25 protein-coding genes and 1 tRNA gene are annotated in these 22,882 nt (G+C 70.7%); 15 read left to right on the top strand and 11 right to left on the bottom strand.

What is annotated here, in order from left to right; all coding sequences use genetic code 11:
- Positions 1-21 precede the first annotated feature (21 nt).
- The 6 genes from FBY41_RS14220 (at position 22) to FBY41_RS14195 (ending at position 6,305) form a co-directional block, all read left to right on the top strand.
- Positions 22-990, top strand: a complete 969-nt coding sequence (locus FBY41_RS14220; RefSeq protein WP_141844855.1) for an aldo/keto reductase — start codon at positions 22-24, stop codon at positions 988-990.
- A 212-nt stretch (positions 991-1,202) separates the two neighbouring features.
- On the top strand, positions 1,203-2,627 hold the full coding sequence (locus tag FBY41_RS14215; protein WP_141844854.1) for a M23 family metallopeptidase: 1,425 nt from the start codon (positions 1,203-1,205) through the stop codon (positions 2,625-2,627).
- A gap of 264 nt (positions 2,628-2,891) precedes the next feature.
- Positions 2,892-3,620: an amino acid ABC transporter ATP-binding protein gene (locus FBY41_RS14210; protein WP_141845147.1), complete on the top strand. Its 729-nt coding sequence runs from the start codon at positions 2,892-2,894 to the stop codon at positions 3,618-3,620.
- An 85-nt stretch (positions 3,621-3,705) separates the two neighbouring features.
- On the top strand, positions 3,706-4,542 hold the full coding sequence (locus FBY41_RS14205) for a glutamate ABC transporter substrate-binding protein (RefSeq protein WP_141844853.1): 837 nt from the start codon (positions 3,706-3,708) through the stop codon (positions 4,540-4,542).
- 162 nt (positions 4,543-4,704) lie between these two features.
- The gene (locus FBY41_RS14200) at positions 4,705-5,382 is read left to right on the top strand and encodes an amino acid ABC transporter permease (RefSeq protein WP_141844852.1); all 678 of its coding nucleotides are present in this window, start codon (positions 4,705-4,707) and stop codon (positions 5,380-5,382) included.
- Positions 5,379-6,305 carry an amino acid ABC transporter permease gene (locus FBY41_RS14195; protein WP_141844851.1) on the top strand — a complete coding sequence of 309 codons (927 nt, stop codon included), beginning with the start codon at positions 5,379-5,381 and terminating at the stop codon, positions 6,303-6,305. Before FBY41_RS14200 ends, FBY41_RS14195 begins: the two co-directional genes overlap by 4 nt.
- A gap of 72 nt (positions 6,306-6,377) precedes the next feature.
- Here FBY41_RS14195 and FBY41_RS14190 read toward each other — a convergent pair.
- The 5 genes from FBY41_RS14190 to FBY41_RS14170 form a co-directional block, all read right to left on the bottom strand.
- A tRNA-Asn gene (locus FBY41_RS14190) sits at positions 6,378-6,450 on the bottom strand.
- A 71-nt stretch (positions 6,451-6,521) separates the two neighbouring features.
- Positions 6,522-7,040, bottom strand: coding sequence for a hypothetical protein (locus tag FBY41_RS14185; RefSeq protein ID WP_141844850.1), 519 nt, complete (start codon positions 7,038-7,040; stop codon positions 6,522-6,524).
- Positions 7,040-8,974 carry a DNA primase gene (gene dnaG / locus FBY41_RS14180; RefSeq protein WP_141844849.1) on the bottom strand — a complete coding sequence of 645 codons (1,935 nt, stop codon included), beginning with the start codon at positions 8,972-8,974 and terminating at the stop codon, positions 7,040-7,042. The genes FBY41_RS14185 and dnaG overlap by 1 nt, the downstream gene beginning before the upstream one ends.
- Before the next feature lie 51 nt (positions 8,975-9,025).
- A complete protein-coding gene (locus FBY41_RS14175; protein WP_141844848.1) occupies positions 9,026-10,255 on the bottom strand; it encodes a deoxyguanosinetriphosphate triphosphohydrolase in 1,230 nt (409 codons plus the stop codon).
- Positions 10,256-10,274: 19 nt separating this feature from the next.
- Positions 10,275-10,553 (bottom strand): hypothetical protein, encoded by a 279-nt coding sequence (locus FBY41_RS14170; protein ID WP_141844847.1) that lies wholly within the window; start codon positions 10,551-10,553, stop codon positions 10,275-10,277.
- Positions 10,554-10,670: 117 nt separating this feature from the next.
- Here FBY41_RS14170 and FBY41_RS23975 point away from each other — a divergent pair, with 117 nt between their 5' ends.
- Entirely contained in the window at positions 10,671-10,802 is a 132-nt protein-coding gene (locus FBY41_RS23975) for a hypothetical protein (protein WP_260439778.1), read from the top strand.
- A gap of 8 nt (positions 10,803-10,810) precedes the next feature.
- Here FBY41_RS23975 and FBY41_RS14165 read toward each other — a convergent pair whose 3' ends face one another.
- Positions 10,811-11,449 (bottom strand): YdeI/OmpD-associated family protein, encoded by a 639-nt coding sequence (locus FBY41_RS14165; protein WP_141844846.1) that lies wholly within the window; start codon positions 11,447-11,449, stop codon positions 10,811-10,813.
- Between the two features lie 45 nt (positions 11,450-11,494).
- Between FBY41_RS14165 and FBY41_RS14160 the strand changes: the two genes are divergently transcribed.
- Positions 11,495-12,208 (top strand): hypothetical protein, encoded by a 714-nt coding sequence (locus FBY41_RS14160; protein ID WP_260439777.1) that lies wholly within the window; start codon positions 11,495-11,497, stop codon positions 12,206-12,208.
- A 2-nt stretch (positions 12,209-12,210) separates the two neighbouring features.
- Here the strand turns inward: FBY41_RS14160 and dusB are convergent, their stop codons facing one another.
- Positions 12,211-13,440 carry a tRNA dihydrouridine synthase DusB gene (gene dusB / locus FBY41_RS14155; protein ID WP_141845146.1) on the bottom strand — a complete coding sequence of 410 codons (1,230 nt, stop codon included), beginning with the start codon at positions 13,438-13,440 and terminating at the stop codon, positions 12,211-12,213.
- A gap of 31 nt (positions 13,441-13,471) precedes the next feature.
- Complete coding sequence (locus FBY41_RS14150; RefSeq protein ID WP_141844844.1) at positions 13,472-14,179, bottom strand: alpha/beta fold hydrolase; 708 nt, start codon at positions 14,177-14,179, stop codon at positions 13,472-13,474.
- 25 nt (positions 14,180-14,204) lie between these two features.
- Here FBY41_RS14150 and FBY41_RS14145 point away from each other — a divergent pair, with 25 nt between their 5' ends.
- Positions 14,205-15,035, top strand: a complete 831-nt coding sequence (locus FBY41_RS14145; protein ID WP_141844843.1) for a sulfurtransferase — start codon at positions 14,205-14,207, stop codon at positions 15,033-15,035.
- A gap of 204 nt (positions 15,036-15,239) precedes the next feature.
- Here FBY41_RS14145 and FBY41_RS14140 read toward each other — a convergent pair whose 3' ends face one another.
- Positions 15,240-16,634: a glycine--tRNA ligase gene (locus tag FBY41_RS14140; protein ID WP_141844842.1), complete on the bottom strand. Its 1,395-nt coding sequence runs from the start codon at positions 16,632-16,634 to the stop codon at positions 15,240-15,242.
- An 84-nt stretch (positions 16,635-16,718) separates the two neighbouring features.
- Here FBY41_RS14140 and FBY41_RS14135 point away from each other — a divergent pair, with 84 nt between their 5' ends.
- From FBY41_RS14135 to FBY41_RS14115, 5 genes are read left to right on the top strand one after another with little or no spacing between them, the layout of a single operon-like run.
- On the top strand, positions 16,719-17,000 hold the full coding sequence (locus FBY41_RS14135) for a DUF6703 family protein (RefSeq protein ID WP_260439776.1): 282 nt from the start codon (positions 16,719-16,721) through the stop codon (positions 16,998-17,000).
- A 49-nt stretch (positions 17,001-17,049) separates the two neighbouring features.
- Positions 17,050-18,009 (top strand): metal ABC transporter substrate-binding protein, encoded by a 960-nt coding sequence (locus FBY41_RS14130; RefSeq protein ID WP_141844840.1) that lies wholly within the window; start codon positions 17,050-17,052, stop codon positions 18,007-18,009.
- Complete coding sequence (locus FBY41_RS14125; RefSeq protein WP_141844839.1) at positions 18,006-18,857, top strand: metal ABC transporter ATP-binding protein; 852 nt, start codon at positions 18,006-18,008, stop codon at positions 18,855-18,857. Before FBY41_RS14130 ends, FBY41_RS14125 begins: the two co-directional genes overlap by 4 nt.
- Positions 18,854-19,948, top strand: coding sequence for a metal ABC transporter permease (locus tag FBY41_RS14120; protein ID WP_141844838.1), 1,095 nt, complete (start codon positions 18,854-18,856; stop codon positions 19,946-19,948). The genes FBY41_RS14125 and FBY41_RS14120 overlap by 4 nt, the downstream gene beginning before the upstream one ends.
- The gene (locus FBY41_RS14115) at positions 19,945-20,358 is read left to right on the top strand and encodes a Fur family transcriptional regulator (protein WP_141844837.1); all 414 of its coding nucleotides are present in this window, start codon (positions 19,945-19,947) and stop codon (positions 20,356-20,358) included. The genes FBY41_RS14120 and FBY41_RS14115 overlap by 4 nt, the downstream gene beginning before the upstream one ends.
- 202 nt (positions 20,359-20,560) lie before the next feature.
- On the opposite strand, the gene FBY41_RS14110 is transcribed toward FBY41_RS14115, so the two are convergent.
- Positions 20,561-21,331 carry an isoprenyl transferase gene (locus FBY41_RS14110; protein ID WP_141844836.1) on the bottom strand — a complete coding sequence of 257 codons (771 nt, stop codon included), beginning with the start codon at positions 21,329-21,331 and terminating at the stop codon, positions 20,561-20,563.
- Positions 21,332-21,365: 34 nt separating this feature from the next.
- Positions 21,366-22,094, bottom strand: coding sequence for a DNA repair protein RecO (gene recO / locus FBY41_RS14105; protein WP_141844835.1), 729 nt, complete (start codon positions 22,092-22,094; stop codon positions 21,366-21,368).
- A gap of 121 nt (positions 22,095-22,215) precedes the next feature.
- Between recO and FBY41_RS14100 the strand changes: the two genes are divergently transcribed.
- Complete coding sequence (locus FBY41_RS14100; protein ID WP_141844834.1) at positions 22,216-22,866, top strand: alpha-ketoglutarate-dependent dioxygenase AlkB; 651 nt, start codon at positions 22,216-22,218, stop codon at positions 22,864-22,866.
- The last annotated feature ends 16 nt before the right edge of the window (positions 22,867-22,882 follow it).

The following is a 22,882-nucleotide window of genomic DNA, read 5'->3' as shown; positions in this document are numbered from 1 at the left end:
GCTGAAGGGAAGCGCACGACCATGGACTACGTCCGCCTCGGAAACACCGGCCTGCAGGTCTCGCCCCTCATCATCGGTTGCATGAGCTTCGGTGACCCCCACCGTGGCCCTCACCCGTGGACGCTGGACGAGGACGCCAGCCGCCCTCTCATCCGACAGGCCATCGAGGCCGGCATCACCACCTTCGACACCGCCAACGTCTACTCCGCGGGCAGCAGCGAGGAGATCGTCGGCCGCGCCCTGCGCGACTTCGGCCGCCGCGAGGAGCTCGTCATCGCCACGAAGGTCCACGGCCGGATGCACGACGGGCCGAACGGCGCAGGCCTGTCGCGCAAGGCGATCCTGAACGAGATCGACGCGAGTCTGCGCCGGCTCGGCACGGACCACGTCGACCTCTACCAGATCCACCGCTGGGACCCGCTGACCCCGATCGAGGAGACGATCGAGGCCCTGCACGACGTCGTCAAGGCGGGCAAGACGCGCTACGTCGGGGCCTCCTCGATGAGCGCGTGGCAGTTCTCCAAGGCCCACTACCTCGCCCGGATGGCCGGACTGACGACCTTCGTGTCCATGCAGAACCACTACAACCTCCTCAACCGCGAGGAGGAGCGCGAGATGCTGCCGCTCTGTGCAGACCTCGGCGTGGGTGTCCTCCCGTGGAGCCCGCTCGCCCGCGGCAGGCTCACGCGCGACTGGGACGTCGAGACCGCCCGGAGCCAGACCGACGAGTTCGGCAAGACCCTCTATCGCGAGGGCGACCGGGCGATCGTCGACCAGGTGGCCGCGATCGCGCGGGAGCGCGGGGTGCCGCGCGCCCAGGTGGCGCTGGCGTGGGTCCTCGCCAACCCGGTCGTCACGGCGCCCATCATCGGCGCCACGAGGCCCGAGCACATCGACGATGCCGTCGCTGCCCTCGACCTGCACCTGGGTGAGGACGAGCACGCCCGCCTCGAGTCCGCCTACGAGCCTCACGAGCCCGCCGGCTTCTGAGGCCCGACGGTTCGGAGTCACTCCTGTCACACCAGTCACATCCGTCACGAATCTCGGAGAACTTCTCCCACAACTGCCCCCAATCGTTCTCCCCCACATATGGTGGAGGAAGCGACAGAGGTTGGCCCCTGGGGAGAACCAACCGCAGTTGGTAGTGACAGATGCGGCCCATGGGCCGAACGTGACGAGACGCCTGAGGGGGTGGCCGGCCGGTGGGTGATGACACCCGACCCAAGGGTCCCTTCGTCCTCAACATCCGCATGAGTGGCCGCATCGTCCCGTTTGCCGCGGGACTCACGATGTTCGCGGTCCTCCCCTTCCTCGGCGGCAGCGCCCCGAGCGCACAGCGCGCCGACGTCGTGCTCGCCGCCGGCACCCCGGCGCAGGCCGCGGTCCAGGACGCCGTCGGAGCAGTCGACGTGGCTCGCGCAGGCCTGTCCGACCACACCACGTCACTGCTCGGCGACGCCGTCGCGGTCGGCGGCGGCAACGCCGCCTTCAGCGGCGCATCGGGGCTGTTCATGTTCCCGTCGATGAACCTCGCACTGTCGACTGCACAGGCGGTCGCCGCACCGGTTGCCGGCCCGCCCTCCACGGCCGGCTTCATCCACCCGGTCCCGGGCGCCGAGGTCTCCGCCTTCGGCCCCCGCATCCACCCGGTGCTGCACCGCGCGATGTTCCACACCGGAATCGACCTCCAGGCGAGCTGCGGCACCCCGATCCGCGCCGCGGCCGACGGCACGGTGATCTACGCCCGCGTCTCCAACTCATGGGGCCTGCGCACGATCATCCAGCACACGACCGGCGTCAAGACCGCCTACGGCCACCAGTCGAAGTTCCTCGTCAAGGAGGGTGACGTCGTCAAGCAGGGCCAGGTCATCGGCCTCGTCGGCACGACCGGGTGGTCGACCGGCTGTCACCTGCACTTCGACGTCATCATCAACGACCGCTACGTCGACCCGGCCCCCTACCTCGGCTTCCCCGCCTCGGCCGTGGACAGCATCCCGTATGCCGTCGTCCCGCACTTCGTCATCGACCGGAGCGGGCGCACGGTGCAGACCGTGCAGGACGGCGACGTGCCGATCCCGTCCGGTGGCTCTGCCGGCTCGAGCAGCGCGATCGACGGCTCGGGCAGCACGCCGTCGACTTCCACCCCGACGACGACACGACCGACGTCCTCCGGCTCGGGCACGACGACGCGGCCCCCGACGTCCACCGGCACCGGCACGCCGACGAGCACCGGCACGTCGAGCGGCACCGGCACGTCGAGCGGCACGGGCACCCCGACGACCGGCACGACGTCCGGTTCCTCGAGCAGCACGACCACGACGCAGCCTCCGTCGGAGACGACGACGAGCTCGCCCACCACGACGACGAATCCGCCTGAGACGTCGACCACGACAGCCGCCGACCCGACTCCGACCGACTCGCCGACGTCCTCGACGAGCCAGTCCACGACGAGCGCGGAACAGTCGGTGACGACGTCAGACCCGGCTCCGGCAGGCACGAGCGACACCTCGACGAGCTTGACGAGCTCGTCGAGTGACGCGTCGACCGGCACCTCGAGCTCGGCCGACACGGCGAGCACCGCCGACACGTCGACCTCGACAGGGTCGACGGAGAGCGCCACTCCCTGACCTGCCGGCTCGGCCGGTGCGCGGACCCCGCCGTGCGGGTTCCTCGCCCGTCCCCGCCATGTCATGGTTCGTCGGGTTCTGAGCGGTCCGACACAGGCAGATGGAGCCGATTGCTCACGATTGGGCGTCGCTCTTGCGTGGTGACTCCCCCGCGCGCGTCCCAGCCGATAGGTTTCCGGGATGGACGACGTGAATCCCGGTCAGGCAGATCGGACCACCGGCGAAACGGTTGCCCCTGACCGCACCGGAGGCGCTCGCGAGCCGATGGTCGTCATCGAGGGCGTCAACAAGCACTTCGGAGACCTGCACGTGTTGCAGGACATCAACCTCACCGTCGGCAAGGGTGAGGTCGTCGTCGTGCTCGGCCCCTCGGGGTCGGGCAAGTCGACGCTGTGCCGAGCCATCAACCGCCTCGAGACGATCGAGTCGGGCACCATCAGCATCGACGGCAAGGCCCTGCCCGAGGAGGGCAAGGCGCTCGCGCAGCTGCGCGCAGATGTCGGCATGGTCTTCCAGTCCTTCAACCTCTTCTCGCACAAGACGATCCGAGAGAACGTGACGCTCGGACCCATCAAGGTGCGCAAGAAGTCCAAGGCCGAGGCCAGCACCCAGGCTGATGCGCTCCTCGAACGCGTGGGTGTCTCGGCGCAGGCCGACAAGTACCCCGCCCAGCTCTCCGGCGGCCAGCAGCAGCGCGTCGCCATCGCGCGATCGCTCGCCATGGGTCCCAAGGTGATGCTCTTCGACGAGCCGACCTCGGCGCTCGACCCCGAGATGGTCAACGAGGTCCTCGACGTCATGGTCGGCCTCGCCAAGGAGGGCATGACGATGATCGTCGTCACCCACGAGATGGGCTTCGCCCGCAAGGCAGCAGACCGGGTCGTCTTCATGGCCGACGGCCAGGTCGTCGAGGTCGCCACGCCCGAGGAGTTCTTCACGGCGCCCAAGAGCGCCAGGGCCAAGGACTTCCTCGGCAAGATCCTCACCCACTGACGATCCCCGCCACCACGCACCAACCGCCCGCAGGGAGCGGCACGCACCCGGCGTGCCGCGAGCAACCACTCATGGAGGAACCCAGATGAAGTCACGAGGACTTGGCGCCGTCGCAGCAGCCGCTGCCCTGGCGCTCACGCTCGCCGCGTGCGGATCGAGCAGCAGCGGAGACAGCGCCGGCTCCGGCGGGGGCACGAAGCTCAAGATCGGCATCAAGTTCGACCAGCCGGGCATGGGCCTGAAGAAGGGCAGCGAGTACACCGGCATGGACGTCGACGTCGCGAAGTACATCGCGAAGCAGCTCGGCGCCTCAGAGGGCGACATCACATGGGTCCAGGCCCCGAGCGCCCAGCGCGAGACCCTCATCCAGACCGGTCAGGTCGACATGGTCGTCGCGACGTACTCGATCACCGACGCCCGCAAGGAGAAGGTCAGCTTCGCCGGCCCCTACTTCGTCGCCGGGCAGGACCTGCTCATCCGCGCCGACGACACGTCGATCACCGGCCCCGACTCCCTCGACGGCAAGAAGCTCTGCTCCGTCAAGGGCTCGACGTCCGCGCAGAAGGTCAAGGACAAGTACCCGGGCGTCCAGCTCCAGGAGTTCGGCACGTACTCCGAGTGCCTGCCCGCCCTGGCAACCGGCGGCGTCGACGCGCTGACGACCGACGACACGATCCTCGCCGGGTATGCCGCCCAGCCGGAGTTCAAGGGCAAGTTCAAGGTCGTCGGCCAGCCGTTCTCGCAGGAGAACTACGGCGTCGGCATCAAGAAGGGCGACACCGCCCAGTGCACGAAGATCACCGACGCCATCAAGAAGATGATCTCCGACGGCTCGTGGCAGAAGGCCATCGACAACAACCTCGGGCCGGCCGGCTACAAGCCCGGCCAGGGCAACCCGCCCACCCCCGCGGCCTGCTCCTGATCCACCCGCACCCGGTGGCGGGTCGGTCGACACCAGCCGTCGACCGACCCGCCACCGCCGGGGTCCGGGCCCGCTGACCGGCGACGAGCACGGACCGTCCGGCACCAGCCCTCGACACCGACCTCGACACCTCCGCTCCACCACTCCCCCGAAAGGAGCGCCGTGCTCGACATCCTCGACAAGTACGACGTCCTCGGCGCGTTCTGGATGACGATCAAGCTGACCGTCTTCTCCGCGATCGGCGCCCTCGTGATCGGAACGATCCTGGCCGTCATGCGGGTCGCGCCCGTGGCGATCCTGCGCCGGCTGGGGGCGTTCTACGTCAACACGGTCCGCAACACCCCCCTGACGCTCATCCTCGTCTTCTGCTCGCTCGGTCTGCTCTACATCCTCCAGATCAACCTCACCGACCCGAACTCGTCGACCTCCATCGTCGACAACAACATCCGGTGGGCGATCGTCGGTCTCGCGGCCTACCACGCCGCCTTCGTCTGCGAGGCCCTGCGCAGCGGCGTCAACACCGTGCCCCTCGGGCAGGCCGAGGCAGCCCGCTCGATCGGGCTCACCTTCAGCCAGAGCCTGCGTGAGGTGATCCTCCCCCAGGCCTTCCGCGGCTCGATCGCCCCGCTGGGCTCGGTCCTCATCGCCCTGACGAAGAACACGACCGTCGCCTCGATCATCGGTGTCGCCGAGGCCTCCGGCCTCATGAAGGAGATCATCGAGAACGAGACCGCGAGCTTCGGGGTCTTCTTCATCTTCGCCCTCGGCTTCGTCATCCTCACCCTCCCGGTGGGGATCCTCTTCACGTCCCTCTCCCGACGCCTGGCGGTGAAGCGATGAGCGCCCAGAACGTCCTCTTCGACGCCCCCGGGCCCAAGGCCCGCCGGCGGCACGCGGTCTTCACCGTCATCGGCTTCGCCCTGGCAGCGGTGACCCTCGGTCTCGTGGTCTGGAAGCTGCAGGCACAGGGCCAGCTGGACCCGTCCATGTGGACCGTGCTCTTCACGGCCGACGTGTGGACCCAGTACCTCATCCCCGGCCTCATCAACACCATCAAGGCCGCCGCGCTCTCCATCGTGTTCGCTCTGGCGTTCGGCCTGCTCTTCGGCATGGGGCGCCTGTCGCACAACGGGCCGATCAGGTGGGTGAGCGGCATCGTCGTGGAGTTCTTCCGCTCCGTGCCCGTGCTGCTGATGATGTACTTCTTCTTCCAGGTCTTCGCCTTCAACAACTACTTCGGGGCCGACTACAACTCGCTCGCCGCGGTCGTGCTCGCACTGACGCTCTACAACGGCTCGGTCATCGCGGAGCTCGTGCGCTCGGGCGTTCACGGTCTGCCGTCCGGACAGTCGGAGGCCGGTCTCTCGATCGGCCTGACGCCCGGTCAGACGCTGCGCTCGATCCAGCTGCCCCAGGCCCTGACGGCGATGCTCCCGGCTCTCGTGGGGCAGCTCGTCGTCATCCTCAAGGACAGCGCCCTCGGCACGGCGATCACCTACCCCGAGCTGCTCCAGGCCGCGAAGGACGTCGGCACGGCATACGGCAACGTCATCCCGGCGTACGTCCTCGCCGCGCTCATCTTCATCCTCATCAACTACGGGTTGACGAACGTCGCCGGACGCGTTGAGCGCCGCCTCAGCCGACGCGGTCGCGGTCCGCGCAAGGGTGCCGCCGCTGCCGTCGTCGGGACAACGGTCGACGGCTCCCTCGGCGGCCCCCTCGAGGATGCTGCCGTCGGCGAGGCGCCGGGCCCGCCCCGGTGACCCTCCAGGGTCGGCAACGCCGGCCGATGACGAAGGCCCTGACACCGTGGGTGTCAGGGCCTTCGTCGTGGGCTCCCCCGATTGGACTCGAACCAATAACCTGCCGGTTAACAGCCGGCTGCTCTGCCAATTGAGCTACAGGGGAATGCTGCCGGGCAACCATAGCAAAGGGATCGGGCCGACACTAAATCGGGTCGCCGGGCGCTGGATGCCCTCTCAGCGACCGATCTCCGAGCGCAGACGCGCGAGGTGTCTGCCCGCCTCGGCAGCCACCGCCGGGTCGTCGACGCGGGCCCCCTTGCCGGGGATCACCTGCTCGACGATGGCGCCGGTGGCGAGGTCCTGACGGATGACGACGCGCACCGTGCGCCGCGCAGAGGTGCGGAACTCGTCAGCCAGCACGACGCTCGCCTGCACCCGCTCGCGCAGCGTCTGCTGGATCAGCGAGGGCTCGGTGACCTCCCACCGACACGGCGCCCCCTGGTCGACCCACGAGACGGTGAGCAGCGACTCCCCGCCCTGCCACGTGCCCGCCTCGACCTCGTGCCACGGCCGGCTCCAGGCCAGCACACCGTCACCTCCGACGAGGGCGAGGTGGTGGGTCGTGGCGACGACGTGAGAGCCGGTGCGGTCATCGCGGGCCCATGCGAGCACACGCTCGCCGGGGCCGAGCGGCACCGCCGAGCGCACCGTGTCGGGCAGCGGAGCACGCCGCCGGTTGCCGAGGAGTCCCATCAGCCCATCCCTGCCTTGATCGTGGCGAGCTCGCGTTGCAGCACCTGCAGCTGGGTGCCCAGCTCGCGGGTGCGCTCGGGTGAGGGCTCCGCGGCATGGTCGAGCCGGCGCATCTCGCTCAGGGCGTCGGCGATCTGCCGGGTGAGGGCGATGGTGCGTACCCGGTCGAAGAGCTCCTCGACGTAGCGCGCCGTGGGCAGGCCCGTGACCGGGTCCATCCGGGTCGGCAGGGTGCCGACGGCCAGCTCGCTCACGAGTCCGGCCACGGGTCGCGGAGCGGCCTCGGTGACGGCGGCCATCCAGGCCTGCGCGTTCGCCGAGCTCGTCGTGGCTCGGGCGATGCGGATGCCGTCGAAGACCGCCCGGTGAGCGGGAGCCGAGAAGGACTCCGGGGTCAGCATGTCGATGGCCTCGGCCCGCAGCACGTGCGGGAACTGCAGGAGCACCTGGAGGAGCTGCCTCTCGGCCGACACGACCGGGTCACGGGGGTCGGGCATCGCCATGATGCCGCCGGACTCGGCGACCTCGTCGTCGCCCGGCTCCGGCGACTCCACGACCGCGCGGTCGCGCCGGCGGTCGTCGTCGGCGGAGTCGACGGTGAGGCGCCCGGCACGGCTCACCTCACGCGCCACCTGCTCCACCTCGAGCCCCAGCAGGCCGGCCACCTCACGGGTGTACTCCGGCCGCAGCGACTGGTCGCGGATCGCCGCCACGATGGGAGCGACGGCCGTCGCCGCCCGCACCCGTCCCTCGGCCGTCGCGAGGTCGTAGCGCTTGATCGTCGTGCGGACGGCGAACTCGAACATCGGCACGGCGTCCTCCACGAGGGCCTGAACGGCGGGGTCGCCCTTGGCCTGGCGCAGCTCGCACGGGTCCATACCCGAGGCCTCGACCGCGACGAAGGACTGCGACGACCACTTCTGGTCGTCGGCGAAGGCCCGCATCGCGGCCTTCTGCCCCGCGGCGTCGCCGTCGAAGGTGAAGATGACCCGGGCCGGGGCGAGGTCTGCCTCGTCGCGCATGATGCGGCGCAGCACCTTGATGTGGTCGGAGCCGAAGGCCGTGCCGCACGTGGCCACGGCGGTCTCCACCCCCGCGAGGTGGCACGCCATGACGTCCGTGTAGCCCTCGACCACGACAGCCGTGCGGTCGGCCGCGATCCGCTTCTTCGCGAGGTCGAGGCCGTAGAGAACCGTCGACTTCTTGTAGATCGGTGTCTCGGACGTGTTGAGGTACTTCGCCTCGATGCGGTCGTCATCGAAGATGCGCCGCGCCCCGAAGCCGACCGTGTCGCCGGTGATGTCGCGGATCGGCCAGACGAGACGCCCCCGGAAGCGGTCGTAGAGCCCCCGCGAGCCCCGACCGGCGAGACCGCCGGTCACGAGCTCGTCGTCGGTGAAGCCCTTGGCTCGCAGGGCGCGCACGAGGTCCTCCCCGCCGCGTGGGGCGAAGCCGACCCCGAAGTGCTTGGCCACGGCCCCGTCGAAGCCGCGGGCCCGCATGAAGTCGCGGGCGGGCCGAGCGCCGGGCTGGTTGAGCAGAGCCTCGGCATAGAACTCCTGCGCGACCCGGTGGGCCTCGATGAGCCGCGAGCGCCGACCCGGACCTTCCTGCGCCGACCGCGCGCTGCCGTCCTCGTAGCGCAGCTCCATGCCGAGCTTCTGCGCGAGCCGCTCGACGGCCTCGCTGAAGGAAAGGGCCTCGACCTTCTGCACGAAGGAGATGACGTCGCCGCCCTCGCCGCACCCGAAGCAGTGGTAGAACCCCGCGGCCGGGTTGATGCCGAAGGAGGGGCTCTTCTCGTCGTGGAAGGGGCAGAGCCCCACGAGGCGCGCCCCGGAGCGCCTGAGGGTCACGTGCTCGCTCACGACGTCCTCGATCGACGACCGCGCCTTGACCGTCGCGATGTCGTCGCTGTTGATGAGCCCCGCCATGTGCCTCCTCCCGCTGCTCGTGATTCTAGGTCGACACTCCCACCGCGCCGGTCAGCGGCTCCACTGCACGTGCAGCGCCAGGGCGCGCACGTCGGTCAGCGAGGCCACCTGGTCGACGACGACCCGCAGCCGCTCCCCGTCGTCCGACGCGGCGTCGTGGTCGGCGCGGAAGGGCGCGTCGAGACGCTCAGCCGGCCGGGCGGCATACCCCTCGACGAGGCTCCTGACGATGTCGCGCTGCTCGGCCATCGCCCGCAGCCGCTCGTCGGTCGTCATGACGAAGTGGTTGGCGATCGCCTTGAGCACGGAGCACTCGGCGCGGGTCTCGTCGGGCACCACGAGGTCCGCCTCGAAGCGGCACAGCGGCCCGGGGCCGTGGCGCTCTCGCGTCGCGCGCTCGACGTCGAGCACGAAGTGCCCGATGAGCCGGCTCGTCATGTCCTTGAGCCGGGCGAGGTCACCACGAGAGCCGCCGTATGCCGTGGGCACCGCGTCGGAGGCCAGGAGGCGTTCCAGCGCGGCCCCCAGGGCGTCGCTGCCGAGGTCGGGCGCGTAGGTGCGGCCTGCCACGGCCACGACCTCTGCCATGTCGGTGGAGCGCAGCACGCGAGGGTCGAGCCAGCCCGAGGCGATGGCGTCCTCGACGTCATGGACGGAGTAGGCGACGTCGTCGGACCAGTCCATGACCTCTGCCTCGAAGCACCGGTCACCGGGGGTGGCCTGCTCGCGCATCCACTGGAAGACAGGGAGATCCGATGGGTAGACGCCGAACTTCTTTGTGGGATAGGGCGCTTCGCCACGTTGCCAGGGATACTTCGTCGTGGCGTCGAGGCTCGCGCGGGTGAGGTTGAGCCCCGCGGGAGTGCCGTCCGGGTGCGAGCGCTTGGCCTCGAGCCGGGTCAGGAGGCGGAGGGTCTGGGCGTTGCCCTCGAATCCCCCTATGTCGCAGGCGATCTCGTCGAGAACCGTCTCGCCGTTGTGACCGAAGGGCGGGTGCCCCAGGTCGTGGGCGAGGCACGCCGTGTCGACGACGTCGGCGTCGCACCCCAGCGCGGCACCGAACTCCCGACCGATCTGCGCGACCTCGAGCGAGTGGGTGAGGCGGTTGCGCACGAAGTCGTCGTGGCCCGGTGCGAGGACCTGGGTCTTGGCGGCGAGGCGGCGCAGCGCCGAGGAGTGCACGACCCGCGCCCGGTCGCGGGCGAAGTCGTCGCGGTCGGCCCGCTTCTGGGCAGGGTCCTCCGCGACCCACCGCTCGCGATCTCGACCCTCGTAGCCCACGACCCGACTCTAGGCCGGATCACCCCGGCGGCAGCGTGAGGCCCGTCGTCGCGGGGTCGACGGTCTCGTCGAACGCCGCCCGGGGGTCGCCCTGGAGGCGCTCCCCCGCGTGGGTGCCCAGGTCGTAGCGGTAGGGGACCGACGAGCCGGTGGGGGCGGCGGCAGTCGCGGCGAAGACGTCGGCGCTCTCCCAGGCGTAGTCCTCGATCGGGGCCGCCAGGGCGTGCGCGAGCCCCGGTTCTCCCGTGACCGCGCCGCCGGCCAGAGGTCGTGCAGTGCCCCCTACGCCGGCGGGCACGGGAAAGGTTGCACGACGCCTGACGATGACGCCACGGCACAGCGACGGTCGCAGCAGCGCCGAGGGGGCATACTTCAGGGATGGAGCCGTTCAGGCTTCCAACGCGAGGAGCTCGCCATGGGCGACAAGTCACCGAAGTCCCACATGACCACCAAGGCCAGATCGCTCAAGGAGAAGCGTGCCGACAAGCACGCCAAGTCCGCGGCGAAGGACCACATCGAGATCATCCCGCCCAAGGGCAAGCGGTGACCGGCCTCTCAGCGCAGCTCTGAGCGGGCCCGCCGCACCCAGGCCGGCTCGGTGCCGTAGCGCTGGATCTTGATGAGGCGCAGGTTGGCGCAGTCGTCGACGAGCTCGGCCATCCGCTTGTCGCGGGTCGCCTCCAGCTTCGCGGTGAGGACCCAGTTCGTCGCGACTCGCCGGTAGGACGGTGTCGCGGCGTCCCAGAACGCCGAGGCCGTGGCGTCGGCGCGCAGCTGCGCCTCGTAGTGCGCCGGCCACTCCCTCTCGCGGGTCTCGTAGGCGTAGATGCCGGAGCGGTCCTCGCGCCGCCTGGCGAAGGCCGCCAACCCCGCTGGGTGCATGCGCCCGGACGCCGTGAGCTCGGCGACCGCGTTGATGTTGATCGTGCTCCAGTTGCTGCCGCTCCGGCGCGGCGTCCACCGCTGGCGGCGGGTGTCGTCGTCGATGCTCTGGGCCATCGAGTCGATCCAGCCGAAGCAGAGCGCCTCACGAACGGCATCGGCCCACTGCAGACCCGGCGGGTCGACGTGCTTCTTGTTGAGGCCCATCCACAGCTCGGTCGCCGTGTCGTGGTTGGCCTCGAGCCATGCCCGGAAGTCGGCCGCGTCGTCGAAGAACACGGCCGGCCGCTCCGGCGATCCGCCCTCTCGCATGACCCGATGGTGCCACCACCCACCGACAGGGGGCAGGATCTACCCGTGACGAGCACCCCCGACCGGATCGCCCTCGCCGCCCACAACAACGCCCTGTGGTGCGACGCCGTCGCCCGCTCCCACGGCGTGCGGGGCACCTTCGACGACGAGGCCTGGGCGGCCCCCACCCGCACCCCGCCCTTCTACCCCGACGCCGTCACCCTCTCCCCCACGGCCGAGGAGTACGACCTGCTCGCCCGTGTCGACGACTCCGACGGTTGCTCGGTCAAGGACTCGTGGGCCCGCCTCGACCTCACGCTCGAGGACTTCGCCCGGCTCGTCGTCGGCGAGTGGGTCTGGCTCGACCCGGCGACCCCGCTGCCCGTGGACGCCGGCGGCAGCTCGCGCACGTGGCGTCGCGTCACGACCGCCGACGAGCTGGCGGAATGGGTGCGCGCCTGGTCGTCCGACCCCGACGCCGTCTCCATCCTGCGGCCCAGCCTGCTCGACGAGCCCGGCGTGCACGTGCTGGCTGGGCGCTCGGCCGCAGGATCCGTCGTCGCCGGTGCGATCCTCCACGTCACCGGCGAGGTCGCCGGCCTCGGCAACATCTTCGCCCGGGACGGCGACGAGCACCGGGCCTGGCGCGAGGCCGCCGCGGCTGCGCGAGAGGTCGCCCCCGGCATACCCCTCGTGGGGTGGGAGGCGGGGGCGAGCGTCGATGCGGCCGTCGCCGCAGGGTGCGAGCGGCTCGGGCCCCTCACGGTCTGGCTGAAGTAGCCTCAGCCGCCGCTGACGGACAGCTCGGCCTCGGCGATCGTGCGCTCGTGCTCCTCCGAGAGCTCACGCGACTCGAGCCACCGGTCGGGCAGTGCGACGGTGCGCGACGAGCCGGCGCGGCCGCGCTGGCCCTCCGCCGCCTCCCCCGGCCACGGCGCGTCGCTGTCGAGGGTCGCGAGCAGCGCGTCGAGGGACGCGAGCGAGTCGACGAGCGCGAGCGAGTTGCGGATCGTCGAGCCGGCGGGAAAGCCCTTGAGGTACCAGGCGATGTGCTTGCGGATGTCGCGGCAGGCGCGCTCCTCCTCGCCGTAGAAGTCGGTGAGGTATGTCGCGTGCGTCCGCAGCGTGTCGGCGACCTCCCCGAGAGAGGGGGTCACGCGCGTCGGGGTGCCGGCGAAAGCGGCCGCGAGGTCGGTGAAGAGCCAGGGTCGGCCGAGGCAGCCGCGCCCGACGACGACGCCGTCGCAGCCGGTCTGCTCCACCATGCGCAGGGCGTCCTCGGCCGACCAGATGTCGCCGTTGCCGAGCACGGGCACCGACGCGATCGTCTCCTTGAGCAGCCGGATCGCCGCCCAGTCGGCCTGGCCCGAGTAGGCCTGTAACGCGGTGCGGCCGTGGAGCGCGATCGCCGCGACCCCCTCCTGCTCGGCGGCGAGGCCGGCGTCGAGGAAGGTGAGGTGCGTGTCGTCGATGCCCTTGCGCATCTTGACCGTCACGGGGATGTCACGTCGGGCGCCCTCCTCGACGACGGCGCTGACGATGCGGCGGAAGAGGTCTTTCTTCCACGGCAGCGCCGAGCCGCCGCCCTTGCGGGTCACCTTGGGCACGGGGCAGCCGAAGTTGAGGTCGATGTGGTCGGCGCGGTCCTCGGTGACGAGCATCCGGGCCGCCGCTCGGGCCGTCGCCGGGTCGACGCTGTAGAGCTGGATCGAGCGGGGGTTCTCGTCGGGGTCGTGCTCGATGAGGCGCATCGACTCCGGCGTGCGCTCGACGAGCGCGCGCGAGGTGATCATCTCGCTGACGTAGAGGCTCGTCGCCCCGCTGGCGCCGCCCAGGGAGGTGCCCTCGTTGCCGTACTCACGGCACAGGCGGCGGAAGGCGCGGTTGGTGATGCCCGCCATCGGCGCCAGCACGACCGGTGACTCGATGACGTGGCGGCCGATGCGCAGCGGGGGCAGCACGGGCGCCGGGGCAGCGAGCGCAGCCTCCTGCGCGGGCGCGTCGGCGGTCATCAGGTCGGTCACAGCGACCCATTCTCCCCAATCAGGCGCGCTGGACCGAATCGGCGAAGTGGAGCAGCGCCTGCGCGAAGGCCTCCGGCTGGTCGAGGTTGGCGAGGTGACCGGCCCGCGGGATGACCTCGACCCGGGCCTGCGGGCAGGCCCGGAGGAACGCGCGCGTGCCGAGCCGGAACTGGTCGAACCGCCCGTTGAGCAGCAGCACGGGGCACGACACGTGGCGGAGCATGGCCGGCCGGCAGTGCGTCATCACCTCGCGCCAGGCTGCCGGCGTCGCAGCGAAGTAGTAGCCGCCGGCGATGACCGGCTCGATGCGCTCGGGCGGGTAGAGCCGTCGGAGCACCCGGTCGTTGACCCTCGTCATCCGCTCCGGACCGAGCCGGTCGGTCAGGGCCGCCACACCCCGGTAGATCGCCGCTCCCGGTCCCGTCGGGGTGGCGGAGGCGTCCGCGAGCACGAGGCCACTGAGGGCCTCGGCCCGCCGGGCGGCATACGCCATCGCGACGTAGCCGCCGAGCGAGTGGCCGACGAGGACGACCGGCACGCCCGTGGGCAGGGCCTCGTCGATGACCTCGACGCAGCGCTCGAGGGTGAAGGCCTCACGCTCGCGGGTGCCATGGCCCGGCAGGTCGACGAGGGTCAGGCCCACGTGGCCGCGCAGCAGCGGGACCTGCGGCGCCCACTGCGAGCTCGCGAGGCGGGAGCCGTGGATGAGAACCAGGTGCACCTCCACACGGCGAGGATGCCACGATGGCCGCGTGACCCACCTCATCAGTGCTGCCGAGCTCGCGCGCGGGATCGACGACGTCGTCGTGCTCGACGTCCGCTGGGCGCTCACCACCGCCAACACCGCCGCGGGGCGCGACGACTACGACGCGGGGCACGTGCCGGGTGCCTTCTTCGTCGACCTCGACACCGAGCTCGCGGCGCCGGCGGGTGCCGGTGGACGCCATCCGTTGCCCGATCCCCTTGTCGTGCAAGCGATGCTGCGGCGGGCGGGCATCACTCCGAGCACTCGCGTCGTCGTCTACGACGGCAAGGAGTCGTATGCGGCAGCGCGAGCCTGGTGGGTGCTGCGCTGGGCCGGCGTGTCGGACGTCCGCGTGCTCGACGGCGGGTATGCCGCGTGGCTCGCCGCCGGGCTCCCCGTCTCGACCGAGACCCCCGCCGACCGGGGCGGCGACATCGAGGTGAGGCCCGGTGCACTGCCGACCCTCGACGCCGGCGCAGCCGCTCGCGTCGCCCGGGAGGGGCTGCTGCTCGACGTGCGGGCGCCCGAGCGCTACGCCGGTGAGACCGAGCCGATCGACCCGGTCGCGGGGCACATCCCCGGCGCCGTCAACAGCCCGACCACCGCCTGGCTGACCCCCGACGGGACCTTCCGGCGCGACCTGGCCGAGCACTGGGCCGCCGTGCGCGGCGAACGGGGCGGCGAGGTCGGCGTCTACTGCGGCTCCGGGGTGACTGCGGCCCACCACCTCCTGGCGCTCGCCGAGCTCGGCGTCGATGCGACTCTCTACCCCGGCTCGTGGAGCGAGTGGATCCGCGACCCGTCCCGCCCCGTCGCCACCGGTCCCCACCCCGGCTGACACCAACGCCGATCGACAGAGCAGTTCGTCGCCTGCACGGGTGCACCTCCGATCGAAAGAGCAGTTCGTCGCCGTCTCGTGTGCGGCGCCGGCCATCGGACGCGCGACGAACTGCTCTTTCGATCGGTCTTGAGGAGGGGCGAACGCGCGTATGCCGCCCGCCCGGGTGGGCGGACGGCATACGTCAGCGCTGGGTGGGCGAGGTCAGCAGCCGACGAGGCGCTGGGCGAGGTAGCCCTCGACCTGGTCGAGCGCGATGCGCTCCTGGGCCATCGAGTCGCGCTCACGGATCGTGACCGCCTGGTCCTCGAGGGTGTCGAAGTCGACCGTGATGCAGAACGGCGTGCCGATCTCGTCCTGGCGGCGGTAGCGCTTGCCGATCGCGCCGGCGTCGTCGAAGTCGATGTTCCAGTTGCGGCGCAGCTGGGCCGCGAGGTCGCGCGCCTTCGGGGAGAGGTCGGCGTTGCGCGACAGCGGCAGCACGGCGGCCTTGACCGGCGCCAGACGCGGGTCGAGACGCAGGAGGACGCGCTTGTCGACGCCGCCCTTGGTGTTGGGCGCCTCGTCCTCGGTGTAGGCGTCGACGAGGAAGGTCATGAGCGACCGGGACAGGCCGGCCGCCGGCTCGATGACGTAGGGCGTGTACTTCTCACCCGTCGTCTGGTCGAAGTAGACGAGGTCGGTGCCGGAGTGCTTCGAGTGCGTCGACAGGTCGAAGTCGGTGCGGTTGGCGATGCCCTCGAGCTCACCCCACTCGGAGCCGGCGAAGGTGAAGCGGTACTCGATGTCCACGGTGCGCTTGGAGTAGTGCGAGAGCTTCTCAGGAGCGTGCTCGTAGTGGCGCAGGTTGTCGGGGTTGATGCCGAGGTCGACGTACCACTTGGTGCGCTCGTCGAGCCAGTACTGGTGCCAGTGGTCGTCCTCGCCGGGCTTGACGAAGAACTCCATCTCCATCTGCTCGAACTCGCGGGTGCGGAAGATGAAGTTGCCCGGGGTGATCTCGTTGCGGAAGCTCTTGCCCGTCTGCGCGATGCCGAAGGGCGGCTTCTTGCGCGAGGCCTGCATGACATGGTTGAAGTTGACGAAGATGCCCTGAGCCGTCTCGGGACGCAGGTAGTGCAGCCCCGACTCGTCCTCGATGACGCCGAGGTAGGTCTTGAGCATCATCTGGAAGTCGCGGGGGGCGGTCCACTGGCCCTTGGTGCCGCAGTCGGGGCAGACGATCTCGGACATCTCGATCGTGTCGGGGTCCTCGATGCCCTTCTTGGCCGCGAGCGCCTCCTGGAGGTGGTCCTGGCGACGGCGCTTGTGGCAGTTGAGGCACTCCACGAGCGGGTCGGTGAAGGTGCCGACGTGACCCGAGGCGACCCACGTCTCGCGGGGCAGGATGATCGAGGAGTCGAGACCGACGACGTCGTCGCGGCTCGTCACCATCGACCGCCACCACTGCCGGCGGATGTTCTCCTTGAGCTCGACACCGAGCGGCCCGTAGTCCCAGGCCGATCTCGTGCCTCCGTAGATCTCACCGCTCGGGAAGACGAAGCCCCTGCGCTTGCAGAGGCTGACGACGGTGTCCACGGTGGATGTCTGCTTGGCCATGCCGCTCAGGTTATCGGGGCGGCGGCCGGCGGTTGTCCGCCGTCCGGGGTATGCCGCCGCGTCCCCTAGGCTCGTGTCGTGGCCATGAGCTTTCGTTCCCGTGTCGAGCACGCGTCCTACCCGTGGGTCGAGCGGCTCCGCGCCGTGCCGCGGCCGGTGGCGATCGGCGGCTTCATCGCCCTGCTGGCGGTCGGGATCCTCGCGCCGCGACCGTGGGCGGGCATCGCGTTCCTGCTCGTCTCGCTCTTCGTCGGCTGGCTGCTCTACCTCACGTGGGAGCGGCTGACGCTGCCCGAGCGACTCATGCGGACGGCCGTGCTCGTGCTCGCCCTGGCGGTGGCCGTCGTGAGGATCTTCCCCAGCTGACGTCGACGCGGTTTTGACAATCATTCTCACAACGAGAATGATTGTCATCATGATCTCCGCTCCCCGGCGCCGCGCGCTGACCGCCCTCACCGCCGTCGGCGCCTGCGCCGCGCTCGTCCTGTCGGCCGCCGCGTGCAGCAGCGACTCAGGAGCAGGCTCGGGCTCGGCCGAGGGGGCGGTCGTCACCTCCTTCTACCCGCTCCAGTTCGCCACCCAGCAGATCACCGGATCGGCCCTCCCGGTCACGTCGCTCACCAAGCCGGGCGCCGAGCCGCACGACCTCGAGCTCGCCCCGCAGGACGTCGCCGGCCTGACGAAGGCACGCCTCGTCATCTATGCGGACGGCTTCCAGCCGGCGGTCGACGACGCCATGGCGCAGGTCGACCAGAGCCGCGTGCTCGACGTCGCCGACGCCGCGGCGCTGACGCTCCCCGCGGCCGAGAGCGGGCACGCCGGCGAGTCAGCCGCAGACCACGCGGAGCACTCGGCCGACGACCCGCACTTCTGGCTCGACCCGCAGCGGTATGCCGCGGTCGCCAAGGTCATCGGCGCCCGCCTGGCCAAGGACGACCCGGCAAAGGCCGCCACCTACACAGCGAACACCGACGCCTTCGTCGCGAAGCTGACGGCGCTCGACGGCGAGTTCGCCAAGGGGCTCTCGTCCTGCACATCGAAGGTCCTCGTGACGAGCCACGCCGCCTTCGGCTACCTCGCGAAGCGCTACGGCCTCGAGCAGCACGGCATCAGCGGCATCTCGCCGGAGGCGGAGCCGAGCGCCGCTGCACTGAAGGAGATCTCCGATCTCGTACGCACCGAGGGCGTCACGACGATCTTCCAGGAGACGCTCGTCGAGCCGAAGTTCGCGCAGACCGTCGCGACCTCGACGGGAGCGACGCTCTCGACCCTTGACCCCATCGAGGGCATCACGACCGACTCGGCCGGCAAGGACTACTTTGAGGTCATGCGCAGCAACCTTCGCGCGCTCCAGCAGGGCCTCGGGTGCTCATGAGCGCCCCCCGCACCTCGCCTGACGCCGGCCTCCCGGCGGCCGCGTCCGACGTCGTGATCGACCTGCGACGGGCCTCCTTCGGCTACGGCGAGCGGCCGACGGTCACCGACGCCACGCTGACGGTCCGTCGGGGCGAGATCGTGGCTGTCGTCGGCCCGAACGGCTCGGGCAAGTCGACCCTCATGAAGGGCATCCTCGGCCTTAACGAGCGCACCGACGGCACCCTCACCCTCTTCGGCGTGCCGGGCGACGAGCTGCGAGACCGCGCCCGCCTCGGCTACGTGCCCCAACGGCATACCCTCTCGACGTCGGTGCGGGCCACGGCGGAGGAGATCGTCTCGACCGGGCGCCTCCCCCGCATCGGCTGGCTGGGCCGACTGCGCGCGACCGACCGGCAGATCGTCGCGCGCTCGCTCGACGTCGTGGGGCTCGCCGACCGGGCGGCGACGGAGGTCAGCACGCTCTCGGGTGGCCAGCAGCGCCGGGTGCTCATCGCGCGCGCCCTCGCCGGCCAGCCCGACGTGCTCATCATGGACGAGCCCACCGCAGGCGTCGACGCCGCCAACCAGCACGTCCTCGCCGACGTGCTCGAGCGGCTCGTCGAGCGCGGCGTGACGATGGTCATCGTCACCCACGAGCTCGGAGCGCTCGAGCGGCTGCTGACGCGCATCGTCGTCGTCGACGGTGGGCGCATCCGCTTCGACGGCACCCCCGAGCGGTATGCCGCGCAGCGCGGTGCCGTGCACCACGACCACGACAGCCACCACCACGACGACGAGCTGCGGCCACACCCCAGTGGCGTGACCGTCGGCCCTCTCGACGTGCGGCACGACGGGAGGCGACGGTGATCGACCTGCTCTCCATCGACTTCATGCAGCGGGCGCTCATCGCGGCCCTTCTCGTCGGCACGGTCGCACCGATGGTCGGCATCTTCCTCGTGCAGCGGCGGCTCTCGCTCATCGGCGACGGCATGGGCCACGTCGCCCTCGCCGGTGTCGCCATCGGGCTCGTGACCGGCGTGGCACCGGTGTGGACCGCGCTCGTCGCGGCGGTCGTCGCCGCGGTCGTCATCGAGCTGCTGCGCACCCGTGGCCGCACCAACGGCGACGTCGCCCTTGCCGTGATCTTCTACGGCGGCATCGCAGCGGGCGTCGTCATCATCAGCAAGTCGCCCGACGGCACGCCGGCGAACCTCATGAAGTACCTCTTCGGCTCGATCCTCACGACGACCTCGTCGGACCTCTACCTCTTCGCCGGTCTCGCGGTGCTCATCGCCGCGACGACCTGGGCGCTCCGGCCGCGGCTGTTCGCGGTCGCCAACGACGAGGAGTACGCCCGAGCCGTCGGCATCCCGGTGCTGCCGCTCAACATCGTGCTCGCCGTCCTCACCGCGACGACCGTCGTCGTCGCGATGCGGGTCGTGGGCCTGCTGCTCATCAGCGCCCTGATGATCGTGCCGAACGCCGCGAGCCAGCTCATCGCTCGGTCGTTCAGCGGTGCCCTGCGCTGGGCCATCGCCTTCGGCCTCGTCTCCGCGGTCGGCGGCGTGGCGCTCTCCTACCCCCTCAACACGCCGTCCGGCGGAACGATCGTGCTGCTGGCGGTCGGGCTCTTCATCGTCACCGCGGTGGCTGCGACGGTGCGCACCCAGCTGTCACGACGCCGGCACGACATCGCCGAGACCCATCCCCACGAGCACGGCATCGAGTGCGGGCACGAGGCGATCCCGCACGGCGACCACGTCGACTACGTCCATGACGGGCACCTCCACGCCGCGCACGAGAGCCACTACGACGAGCACGGCCACGAGGGCGTGCACAGCGACACGACCGGCGGTGCTGGCGCGGCCGGCACGGTGGGGGCGGCCGACACAGCTGGCACGGTTGGGGCGGCTGACACGGCCGGCACGACGAGCACGACGACGGGAACGGCACGATGAGCAAGACGACGAGTCCGGTGAGCCGCCGGCCGACGCGCCAGCAGGCCGCGGTGGCCGAGCTGCTCGGTCGCTGCGACGACTTCACGTCGGCCCAGACGGTGCACGCCCGACTCCGCGAGGCCGGAGAGGGCGTCGGACTGGCCACGGTCTACCGCACGCTGCAGGCGATGGTCGAGGCGGGCACGGTCGACGTGCTGCGCACCGACGACGGCGAGGCCGTCTATCGCGCCTGCTCGACCCACCACCACCATCACCTCGTGTGCCGGGCCTGCGGCAAGACGGTCGAGGTGGAGGGACCGGCGGTCGAGAAGTGGGCCGACAAGGTGGCCGGCGACCACGGCTTCAGCGGCGTCACCCACACGATCGAGATCTTCGGCACCTGCGCCGACTGCACCGCTGCCGGCGCCTGAGCAATCGAAAGAGCACTCCGTCGGGTCCCCCGCGACCCCAAGCCGACCCAAGGTCTCAATCGAAAGAGCGATTTGTAGGTCCAGTCGGCGGTCGACCCCGGGGCCTCAGGCGACGAATCGCTCTTTCGATTGGTGGCGTGGGGGCCGTGGAGCCCGACGAACTGCTCTTTCGATTGCCCGCGCCGACGAACTGCTCTCTCGATCAGGTGGGGGTGTCGACGGCTCCGCCGTAGCGACGGTCGCGGTCGACGTAGTCCTCGATGGCGGCCCACAGGTCGCGCCGGTCGTAGTCCGGCCAGAGCCGGTTCTGGAAGACCATCTCCGCGTAGGCCGACTGCCACAGCAGGAAGTTGCTCGTGCGCTGCTCGCCCGACGACCTGACGAAGAGGTCGACGTCGGGCATCGTCGGCTCGTCGAGGTAGCGCTTGATCGTCTTCTCGTCGACCGAGCTCGGCCGCAGCCGACCGGCCTTGACGTCATGGGCGATTCGCTGCACGGCGTCGGCGATCTCGGCACGGCCGCCGTAGTTCACACAGAAGTAGAGCGTCAGTCCCGTGTTGTGCTGCGTCAGCTCCTGGGCGACCTCGAGCTCCTTGACGACCGAACGCCAGAGGCGCGGCGCTCGCCCGACCCAGCGCATCCGCACACCCCACTCGTGCAGCTGGTCGCGGCGCCGACGGATGACGTCGCGGTTGAAGCCCATGAGGAAGCGCACCTCCTCGGGTGAGCGGCGCCAGTTCTCCGTCGAGAAGGCGTAGGCCGACAGGTGGGTGACGCCGACCTCGATGGCCCCGGCGACGACGTCGAGCAAGGACGCCTCCCCTGCCTCGTGGCCCTTCGTGCGAGGCAGGCCCCGGGCGTTGGCCCAGCGGCCGTTGCCGTCCATGACGACGGCGACGTGCTTCGGCAGCAGGTCTGCCGGGATGACCGGCGCCGTCGCGCCGGAGGGGTGCGGGAAGGGCTTGGCGTACATGGCTCTCCGTTGAGGTGGTGAGTTCGCTTGCGGTTCAGGCGCGTTCGACGAGGCGCAGTGAACGCAGGCCCCGCTCGATGTGCCACTGGAGGAAGGCGGAGACGAGCCCGTTGCCCTGGCGCCGACACCGCTCGTCACTCGCGTCGGCGACGTCCCAGTCTCCGGAGAGCAGTGACGCGAGCAGCGCGAAGGTCTCGGGGGCGGGCGCGCTCGAGCCGGGCGGACGGCATACGGAACACACGGCCCCGCCGGCCTGCACGTTGAACGCCCGGTGGGGTCCGGTCGCGCCGCAGCGGGCGCAGTCGACGAAGCTCGGCGCCCAGCCCGCGACGGCGAGGGAGCGCAGCAGGTAGGCGTCGAGGACGAGGCCGGGATCGTGGCTGTGCTCGGCGAGCGAGCGGAGCGCGCCGGCGAGGAGGAGGTACTGCTGGGTCTGCGGCTCGTGCTCCTCGGTCAGCTGCAGCGCGGTCTCGAGCATCGACGTCGCACACGTGTAGGCGGCGTAGTCGCGGGCGATCGCGTCGCCGTAAGGGGCGAGCGTCTCGACCTGTGTGACGGTGTCGAGGTTGCGCCCCTCGTAGCACTGCACGTCGATGACCATGCCCGGCTCGAGCCGCGAGCCGAAGCGCGACTTCGTGCGCCGCACGCCCTTGGCCACCGCCCGCACCCGGCCACGCGTGCGGGTCAGCATCGTGATGATGCGGTCGGCCTCACCCAGCTTGTGGGTGCGCAGGACGATCGCCTCGTCACGGTAGAGGGGCATGCCGACCATTCTCCCCCGCCCGCGCGGCGCGAGCTCACCGCACGCGCCGAACCCCCCGAGATCTCCCGATCTCCGGTCGCCTGATCGAACAGGCGTTCGACCTTTGGGCTATCGTGGCTCCATGGACCTCACCCTTCAGGGGTCGCTCCTCGACCTCACCGACGAGATGAGCCTGCGCCACCTCGGCACGGCCACCCGACGACACCACCTGACCCGCGGGGCGTGGGTCGACGTGCGCCCCGACTGGCTGAGTGCCGGCGACGAGCTCTTCACGGCGCTGCTGCACGACGTGCCGTGGCACGCCGAGCGGCGCCAGATGTACGACTCCGTCGTCGACGTGCCCCGCCTCACGAAGTTCTACGCCGCCGGTGAGCGCCTGCCCCACCCGATGCTGACCACGGCCCGCGAGGCCCTCTCGGCGCACTACGCCGACGAGCTCGGTGAGCCGTTCGTGACGGCCGGCCTGTGCCTCTACCGCGACGGCCGTGACAGCGTGGCCTGGCACGGCGACCGCATCGGCCGCTCGCGCGACAGCGACACGATGATCGCCATCCTCTCGCTCGGCTCGTCGCGCACGCTGACGCTGCGACCGCGCGACGGCGGCACGATCGAGGGCACGAGCCAGAAGACCTTGCGCTTCCCCCTCGGGCATGGTGACCTCGTCGTGATGGGCGGCTCGTGCCAGCGGACCTGGGACCACGCGGTCCCCAAGACCTCCGAGGCCGTGGGTCCGCGCATCTCCGTCCAGTTCCGTGTTTCCGGAGTCCGTTGAAGGAGACCCCTGCCGT

This window comes from Humibacillus xanthopallidus, from assembly GCF_006716675.1.
Lineage (GTDB): Bacteria > Actinomycetota > Actinomycetes > Actinomycetales > Dermatophilaceae > Humibacillus > Humibacillus xanthopallidus_B.
This window is presented reverse-complemented; position numbering and strand designations above follow the sequence as displayed.